We start from the raw sequence: 8549 nt of genomic DNA on the forward strand, positions 1-8549 counted from the left end.
TCGTTTTCACCCTCGCCTCCGAATCACTTCGCCCTCCTTCTCTCTTTCCCATCTTCCAGAACGGCACCCGTAAACCGCTGTCGTCAGCGACGCCCTTCACGGTGCCTCATCGTTCCACTACGCTTCCCATGCTTATAGAAATCTGCTTGCCGATCGGAAACGACCGTCAGGTTTCTGTGCAATTGTCTTAGCGCAGTCGCCATCACCATGCCGACTGCCGTGAGTCAATCATTCGGACGCAAGGGCGGGAACGCGAGAGGGGCGAACAACTCCGCACGGGACAGGCATTCGAAGTGACAAGGAGGAATTTGAAAGATGTCCAGTACCGCATTACCACCGGGCCCCAAAGGGACGTGGATTGGTGGGAACTTGCGCCAGTTCACTCAGGGACGTCTTGATTTCTTCCGCCAGCTTGCCCATGACTATGGTGATGTCGCCAGTATTCGATTTGGCACCCGGCGAATCTTTCTCATCAGCAACCCGGATCTGATAGAAGAAGTCCTGGTGGCGCAGGCGAAGCACTACATCAAGCATTTCGGAGCCCGTTCGTACAAGCCGGTGCTCGGAAATGGTCTGGTGACCAGTGAAGGGGAACTCTGGTTGCGGCAGCGCAGACTCAGTCAACCCGCGTTTCTGAAGCAGCGTGTTCAGTCCTATGCCCCGATCATGTCTGACTTGACGGAGGCCATGCTGGCGAAATGGAAGCCAGGGGCTGAAGTGGACATCCACGCAGAATTCACTTCACTGACCAGCGCAATCGCGCTGAAAACTCTCTTTGGACTGGACGATCCGGGTGATCGCGCCCGGTTCACGGAACCATTGCGAATCGCCTTCGACCTGATGAGTATCCGAATCCGAACCCTGCTCAAACCCCCTCGCTGGCTTCCGGTCGGATCGAATCGCAAACTGAATCATGCCGTCAAAGAGCTATTCTCAGTTGTGGACGGCTACATTGAGGCAGGTCGTTTACGAGGACACTCTGGTGACGATCTGCTTTCGAGACTTGTCTCAGCCCAGGATGAAGATGGGACGCGGATGTCGCACAAGCAATTGCGCGACGAATTGATGACGCTCTATTTGGCAGGACACGAGACAACCTCGTTAACGCTGTCGTGGAGCTGGTACCTGATCTCACAACACCCCGAAGTCGAACGCAAGCTCGTCGAAGAGTGGCAACGCGTGCTCGGAGGCAGACCACCGACATCCGAGGATCTGTCCAGGATGCCCTACACCGATGCAGTCATCACGGAAGCGATGCGCGTGTATCCGCCGGTCTATCTCATCGGTCGAGAGGCGACTCGTGATATGGAACTCGGGGGATACCGCGTGAGAAAGGGTTACACGGTCTTCATCAGCCAGTGGGTTAATCACCGCGACGCCAGATGGTTCTCAAACCCAGACCAGTTCCAGCCCGAGCGCTGGGAAGACGGACTCGCCAAACGTATCCCAAAGTATGCTTATTTTCCGTTTGGCGGCGGCCCCCGAATTTGTATCGGCAACACTTTCGCGATGATGGAAGCGGCAATTCTGCTGGCCACGGTGGGGCAAAAGTATCACTTTACCTTGCTTCCAAATGCCAGGATTGACGTGAATCCGCAAATCACGCTTGCACCAAAGTACGGAATCCCCGCCCAACTCAAACGAAGATCCTGATTCTCGCGGCACTGATCCACCAAACTCGCATGGCAGACAATGCACATTCGTCGACTGAAGCTGCTGCGGGCCCCCCTGTCCTGCTCAGGTCAAGGCCAACTCATCTGAACGGCATTCACCATCGCACTACGATGCCCTTCGTGACTCTTTCGAGGCACGTCGTTGCGGGGTAGGATCTAAGGAATCCGTTTTACTGACAACCCGCACGACAATCACTCGCCAGCCCATCTGGCCTGGGGTTTTGCTGCCTTTCGGCAACTTCATACGAGAGGTCCCCGACGACAACCATGGATTTGAGTCCGCCCCCGACTTCGCATGACCCTCGTCCGCGATTCGTTTTACTTGGCATTTTGACGCTGCTCATTGCTGGCGTCGGATTCCTGTTCTGGAACAAGACGAAACCAGCACCCGCACGCCCCCCCGAGTACGAAGAATATGTTCGCGCGTTTCAACTCGGCGTCGCAGCACTGGATGCTGACCTGCCACAGACCGCTGAACCCAATTTGACCCGTGCAGTGACCCTCATTCCCAGTGAACCCGCAGCCTGGGCCAACCGTGGCTTGTTATATCTACGAACGGGACGAATGGAAGAAGCGGCAAGCGATCTTGAGCGTGCTGACAAACTTCAACCGAATGACCCTGAAATTCAGAAACTGCTCGGTCTGCTCCGACAGCGGCAAGGTCAGTTCACCGAGGCGAAGAAACATCTTCGCCAGGCATTGAGCCAGGATCCAACGGATGTGAAGGCCCTGTATCTTCTCGCCCAGATTGTTGAGCAGGAACAGGAACTTGATAGCGACGAGGAATATCGAAAACTCCTGGATGGGATTCTCGCGGAAAACCCTCAAAATTTACGAGTGCTGATTGACCGGCTTCGCAAAGCTGTGCGAGCCGCTGACCGAAAGGTCGTGGACGACACGGTCGTCCGATTCAACGACCTGTGTCCCAAATGGCTGGACCGGACCCGGCGAGAATGGAACGACATTCAGCCCCTTTTGGCTGGCACTCTCGGGCCAACGCTTGTCCCACGACTGCTCCGATTTGATAACGTGCTGAAGGCCGAGCCGAGGTACGTGACTGACGTTGCTGAGGTCCAGCCAAAAGACGAATTGGCGGGAACTTCACTTCAAAGCTTTCGCACAATTCCGGCACTTCAGCACTCGCCCGCTCCCTACGATCCCGACTTGAAGTTTACGGCTTCCGACACCTCCGGTACTCCAGAGGGACGGTGGTCTGCTCTGCAACCCGTCTGGCTGTCCACTGAAGGATTACCGGTCATCTTTGTGGCAAACGAAAAGGAAGTCCGACGGATTGGAGACGATGGGGTACTCCCCTCGATTCCCGTTTCGAGTACAGGACTGGTGCCAATCGACTGGAACAATGACCAGAAAACGGATCTGCTTGTGACTGGTTCAGGGGGAATGAGATTTTTCCAGCAGGAGAACGCGACCACCTGGGTCGACGTCACGAGCAAGACGGGCCTGCCAGAAATCGAACTGAACGCCGCAAACTTTTCAGCACTGGCCGCTGACGTCGACCTTGATGGTGATGTCGACTTACTCATCTCCAGCAATACCGGCCCACCCCTGTTCCTGCGCAATAATTTCGACGGAACCTGGACATCTCAGACAATCTTTAATGAACTCTCGGGTCCCATGATCTTCACTTGGGCCGACTTCGACCACGACGGAGCCCCGGATGCGGGACTGGTCGACTCTAACGGCACCTTGCGAGTCTTTTCGAACGATCGGTCCGGTCAATTCAAGGCCTGGTTGACGCCACCGCCGGCAGGCAAGTACCTGACAATCTCGGTCGGTGATGTGACGGACGACGGCATTTTCGACATCATCGCTCTTCGGGATGACGGAACGCTGCTGGCCTTCTCAGATCGCCATAAGCAGGCCGAATGGCAGATCAGAGAAATCACTCGCTTGGACGGGAAACCGACCTCTATTCCCGATCAATTCCCGCAACTGCTTTTGGCCGACCTCGATAATAACGGTGTCCTCGATTTCGTCGTCAGTGACAGTCAGACGAGTACGTTGTGGCTGGGAACGGGCAATGGAAATGTACACTTACTGACAAATGACCTTCCTCCGCGAATAATGGCTGCCGCGGATCTCGATGGAACTGGCCGACTCGCCTTGCTCGGACTGGACGAGAATGGGCATCCAGTTCGATTGCGCAGTAGCGGTCGATACCAGTATCACTGGCTGACCGTTCGGCCTCATGCCAGCCCGGAAGGGAAGGGAGACAACCGCATCAATTCCTTCGCGATCGGCGGTGACGTTGAAGTTCGAGCCGGGACGCACGTCGTCAAAGTTCCGATTCAATCCCCTGCGGTACACGTTGGACTGGGCGATCGACCTCAGGCCGAGGTGGTCAAGATTCAATGGCCCAACGGCACGATCCAGTTTGAGTTCAATTCCGCGATTAACCAGACGGTTGTTGCTCAGCAGCGGCTGAAGGGATCCTGTCCATTTCTGTTCGCTCGAAATGGCGATCAAATTGAATTTGTCACAGACTTCATGTGGAGTACCCCGCTGGGGATGTATATCAATGCCTCGGACAAGGGGGGATTCCTGCAAACGACGGATTGGGTGAAAGTCCCCGGCAACCTGCTGGGCGTTCAGAATGGTCAGTATGAATTGCGAGTGAATGCCAACCTCTGGGAGACCCACTTTTTCGATTACCTGGCCCTGATGGTGGTCGACCATCCGGAGAACTCGGAAATGTTCGTCGACGAACGTTTCTTCATGCAGCCGACCGAGCCGAATCTCATTCTGACATCCCCCCCGGTCAATGTGGCGCGCGTGACGGATGATCAGGGCCGTGATGCAACCGCGGACCTGCAAGCCAACGACGGCGTCTATTTCGATCATCTTCAGCGTGGCCAGTATCAGGGAGTCGCTGCCGATCACTGGGTTGAGATTGAACTTGGCGACGACACCCCGACGGAAGGACCTGTCTGGCTGGTGGCTCGTGGTTGGATGCACCCGACGGACAGTTCGGTCAACTATGCCATCGAACAGGGACAGCATGCCAAACCACAAGGTCTGGCGATCGAAGTGCCTGACGACAACGGGGAGTGGCGCGTTGTTCGTGATCAGATCGGATTTCCAACAGGAAAGAACAAGACGATTCTGCTTCGGCTGGATGGCCTCGTCGGCGAGGCGAGCGTGCCACCGCGCCGGTTCCGCCTGCGGACCAATCTGGAGATCTATTGGGATTCTTTGCGGGTCGCTCAAGGGTACGAATCGTCTCCCGAACGTCGTCAGACTCTCACCCCCACGAGCGCTTCACTCAATTATCGAGGAATCCTGGCAATGACTCAGGCAAATCCCAGCTCGCCTGAACTTCCTCATTACGATCAGATCGTCTCTCGAGGCCAATCGTGGCGGGACCTGATCGGATATCACACTCGATATGGCGAGATTGACGAATTGCTGAAGGTGATCGACGACCGATATGTTATTATGAACGCGGGCGATGAAATGACACTATTTTTCGACGCCCCCCCAGATCCACCTGCGGGTTGGAAGCGAAATTACGTATGGATCGCTGACGGGTGGGTCAAAGACGGTGACTTCAACACACGCTTTGGAAAAACCGTACTTCCGTTACCTGCGCACGATATGCCTGGCTATGACACTCCACCCGGGCAGCTCGAAAATGATCCCGTTTATCAGCGACACCCTGAGGACTGGCAGCAGTACCACACTCGATATGTGACACCTCAAGTCTTCGAACAAGGGCTGCGTCACTTCAAACATCCTCGGCAAAGCAAGAAAGGAGGGAAGCAGTGAGTCAATCCTTTAAGCAAATTGTGATCACCGTGCTCTTCCTGGGAATGCTGGGATGGGTGGCGTTCCGTGGGTCTGATGGAAACCGGTCTCAACCCTGGGCCCGACTCACAGGGAACACATCTTCGTCAGCGGCCACGCTGGAAGAAGCCGAGGCACTCCGCCGTTATGGCTTCTGCCTGACTGAGGCTGCGGAGCAAGTCGGTATCTCATTCCGGCACGACGCGGCCGAACTTGATCCCAAGCTGTCTCACATCATGCCCATTGTGAACGCAATGGGGGCTGCAGCGACGGTCTTTGATTTTGATAACGATCGTTACGATGACCTCTACGTCGTATCGAGTAAAGCGGGCAGCCAAAACGCACTCTTTCGAAACCGCGGAGACGGCACATTTGAAGACGTTGCATCCAGTCTGGGTGTCGCTGACTTGAACCAGCCGGGAACGGGTGCCTCCATGGGCTCACTCGCTGCCGACTATGACAACGATGGCTATGTCGACCTGTTCGTCTACAAGTGGGGTCGCCCGGAACTATTTCGAAATAACGAGGGCAAAGGCTTCGTCCGAGCGACCGAGGGATCTGGTATGCCCGCTTGGGTCAACGCAAACGCCGCGTGCTGGTTCGACTACGATCGCGACGGTCGGCTCGACCTGTTCCTGGCCGGTTACTGGTCTGAAGAGGTGGATCTATGGAACCTCAAGACCACGCAAATTATGCCCGAATCATTCGAATACGCCCGCAATGGAGGACGAAAATATCTGCTGCGCAACCTCGGTGACGGGAAATTCCAGGATGTCACTAGTGAAATGGGAATCCAGAGTACTCGCTGGACGTTAGGTGTCGTGGCAGCAGACATCTGCGGCACCGGTTATCCGGACCTCATCCTGGCAAATGATTACGGGGTCTCAGAATTTTATGCCAACCGTGAGGGTAAGCGATTCGAGGAAATCGGCTACGAAACGGGTATCGGCGTGACTCCCAAAAGTGGGATGAGTGTCGGGCTGGGTGACATCTTCAATGACGGGCAACAGGCCCTGTACATCACGAACATCACCGAGCCTGGAAATCTGGTTCAAGGAAACAATCTCTGGGTTCCCACAGGTGAAAGCACCCGCGGTGCCCCCCGCTTCCTCAATCAAGCCAGTGCCGTTAACGTCGAGCGGGGAGGCTGGAGTTGGGGCGCTAAGTTTGGAGACCTGAACAACGACGGCTGGCTCGACCTGTACCTGACCAATGGCTATATCTCGGCCAGCAAAGGGAAAAGCTACTGGTATGACTACGGAAAGATTGCAGGCGGGCTGAAAGGCCTGATCGGCGAAGCGACTTACTGGCCCCCCATCGGCGAGCAAAGTCTGTCCGGCTACCAGCCGAAGTGTGTGTGGCTCAACAAAGGGGGGGACTTCACGGATATCGCTGCCGCAGTGGGAGTCACTGACGTCTACGACGGTCGAGCCGTCGTTTTCAGTGACTTCTCCAACCGAGGGATCCTCGACGTTGCCATCGCCAATCAACAAGGTCCGGTGCTCTTCTACCGCAATACGATTTCGCCGGGTCGAGACTGGGTGCAGTTCCACCTTGAGGGAGGTGCTCGACCAGGCAATGAGCAGGGATGGAGCAATCGCGGCGGCGTCGGTGCGACAGTCACCCTGCATTGGGTTCAAGGGCAGGAAGGAACGACGCGTCAGCAGTCACAAGTCACCACCGCTGGCGACGCCTATGCTTCTCAGAGCATGTCGCGCGTTCATTTCGGTCTCGGCGAACAGGCAAAGTTGAAAGAGGTTCGAATTAAATGGCCATCAGGCCGCACAACACAAATCGATGCTCCGGAAACGGGTGTGGTGCACCTCGTCCGTGAGATTGATTCGAAGGAGGCTGCAAAATGAGCAGCGAAACCCGCCCCATCACGCAGCCTAAACCTCAAACATGTGAAGCCCCAGGTTGGCCTGCATTCGCCGCACGGGTCCTGGCCACGATTGTGCTCGTGGCGGGCTACTACTGGAATGTGGGAATTATCGGGACCCGGGTGGGCGAGGTCTTCGCTCAACTGACCGGCTACCCCCTTGATCCGATTGCACCTCGTGTCATTGCCGTGATCATGCTGCTGGCCGTGCTGCTGGCGGTCTGGTGGCGATTGATTTCGCGTGACATGCGGTTCCAGGCCCCTCTGCTGATCACTTGCATTCTTGCAGTCGGAGATGCCGTATTCAGTATTCTCGAGAATCATCCCGCCCCGCCATGGCTGGTCGCAGCCAGTGGGGGCGCGATTATGGAGTATTCGCCCACGTTCCTGGCCATCGCCACGACGATTGTGTGCGAGCTTGTACTGGGACGTTTTTTCTGGGGCAAATGGCCTCACTTGGCAAGTGCGTATATCTCGGGGATCAGTGCGGGAATTCTGATTAAGTCCTCTTTGCTGTGGCCTTTCGTGCTGTGCAGCTTGATCTCAATCACATCAAAATATGTACTGCGGATTGGTAACAGACACCTATGGAATCCGACGAACTTCGGCGTCACGATGATGCTCTTTCTGGCCCCCGCACATGTTGCAAGTCTGACGGTCCAGGCGGGAAACAATGGTATCGCCGTCCTGACGATCTGGATTCTGGGTGGCCTGATCATGTATCGGCTGGGCCGCTTCCATATCCCGGCGGCTTTCATCGCAGCCTTTGTTCCGCTGGCGTTCCTGAGAAGTTACATCACGGGTCATCCATGGCAGGCAGAGATCGCCCCGATCACCAGCCCCATGTTCCAGTTGTATATCTTCTTCATGATCACAGACCCAAAAACCACGACACGGGGCTGGAAAAGTCAGACAGCTGTTGCCATCCTCGTGGCGGTCATGGAAACATTCCTGAGAATCGCGTTCCGAGATGTTCATTCTCTCTACCACGCGTTATTCATTGTCGGACCGGTAACCAATCTTGTTGAGATCTATCTGGATTCACGTAAGACTCAAAACCAACCACTCCCGAACAAATCAGAAGCGAAACTCGACCTGACGGCGCCGGAAATCAAAACCGATCTTGTCTCGGGCTGACTCCTCCTTGTTGCCTGCGACGTTGCTGACAGACAATTTCGTGCCTGAAATTCCCC

Annotated in this window: 4 protein-coding genes; all 4 read left to right on the top strand. The window is 55.7% G+C overall.

Features of this window, described 5'->3' with window-relative positions; genetic code table 11:
- Positions 1–315 precede the first annotated feature (315 nt).
- The 4 genes from VGE80_RS24550 (at position 316) to VGE80_RS24565 (ending at position 8493) form a co-directional block, all read left to right on the top strand.
- The gene (locus VGE80_RS24550) at positions 316–1653 is read left to right on the top strand and encodes a cytochrome P450 (protein WP_373650660.1); all 1338 of its coding nucleotides are present in this window, start codon (positions 316–318) and stop codon (positions 1651–1653) included.
- 287 nt (positions 1654–1940) lie between these two features.
- A complete protein-coding gene (locus VGE80_RS24555) occupies positions 1941–5459 on the top strand; it encodes an FG-GAP-like repeat-containing protein (RefSeq protein ID WP_373650659.1) in 3519 nt (1172 codons plus the stop codon).
- Positions 5456–7339 (top strand): CRTAC1 family protein, encoded by a 1884-nt coding sequence (locus VGE80_RS24560; RefSeq protein WP_373650658.1) that lies wholly within the window; start codon positions 5456–5458, stop codon positions 7337–7339. The genes VGE80_RS24555 and VGE80_RS24560 overlap by 4 nt, the downstream gene beginning before the upstream one ends.
- Complete coding sequence (locus tag VGE80_RS24565; protein ID WP_440594486.1) at positions 7336–8493, top strand: hypothetical protein; 1158 nt, start codon at positions 7336–7338, stop codon at positions 8491–8493. Before VGE80_RS24560 ends, VGE80_RS24565 begins: the two co-directional genes overlap by 4 nt.
- Positions 8494–8549 lie beyond the last annotated feature (56 nt).

It is taken from the genome of Schlesneria sp. (genome assembly GCF_036405755.1).
In the GTDB taxonomy this organism is placed as follows: Bacteria; Planctomycetota; Planctomycetia; order Planctomycetales; family Planctomycetaceae; genus Schlesneria; species Schlesneria sphaerica.

What these genes read in the sequence shown, in the direction of transcription:
- VGE80_RS24550 (WP_373650660.1), top strand. Translation starts at nt 316, where the DNA reads ATGTCCAGTACCGCATTACCACCGGGCCCCAAAGGGACGTGGATTGGT.
- VGE80_RS24555 (WP_373650659.1), top strand. Translation starts at nt 1,941, where the DNA reads ATGGATTTGAGTCCGCCCCCGACTTCGCATGACCCTCGTCCGCGATTC.
- VGE80_RS24565 (WP_440594486.1), top strand. Translation starts at nt 7,336, where the DNA reads ATGAGCAGCGAAACCCGCCCCATCACGCAGCCTAAACCTCAAACATGT.